The 350-nt window shown below is 50.6% G+C and carries 1 protein-coding gene; it reads left to right on the top strand.

The window, feature by feature from the left end; all coding sequences use genetic code 11:
- Window positions 1-350: hypothetical protein (locus AB4585_RS29100; protein ID WP_372172282.1), on the top strand; the 350-nt coding region annotated here is incomplete at both ends.

Below are 350 nucleotides of genomic sequence, written 5' to 3'. Positions count from 1 at the left end.
GTGATATCCTTGAGACTCCAGTCTCTCCTACGGGTGCACCTGTATTCTGGTCTGAACCGAACAAGCCGTTTGATAAGGCCTTCCTCAACCAAACTATCGTTGAAGAAGCACTGGCTGCGGTTGAAGCTAAAGCGCCGTTGAATCTCTATTATGACGTGAAGAATACCGACCGCTCTATTGGCGCTCGCCTTTCTGGTGAGATTGCCAAGCGATATGGTAATGCAGGTGTCGCAGGCTCCCCTATTTGCTTAAACCTAAACGGCACAGCAGGACAGTCTCTTGGGGTTTGGAACGCTGGAGGCGTAAACATTAAGCTCACTGGCGATGCCAACGACTACGTAGGTAAAGGC

It is taken from the genome of Vibrio sp. 10N.222.49.C9 (assembly GCF_041474985.1).
Taxonomy (GTDB): Bacteria; Pseudomonadota; Gammaproteobacteria; order Enterobacterales; family Vibrionaceae; genus Vibrio; species Vibrio crassostreae_C.
The sequence above is the reverse complement of the archived record's forward strand: the minus strand, read 5'-3'. Positions and strand labels throughout refer to the sequence as shown.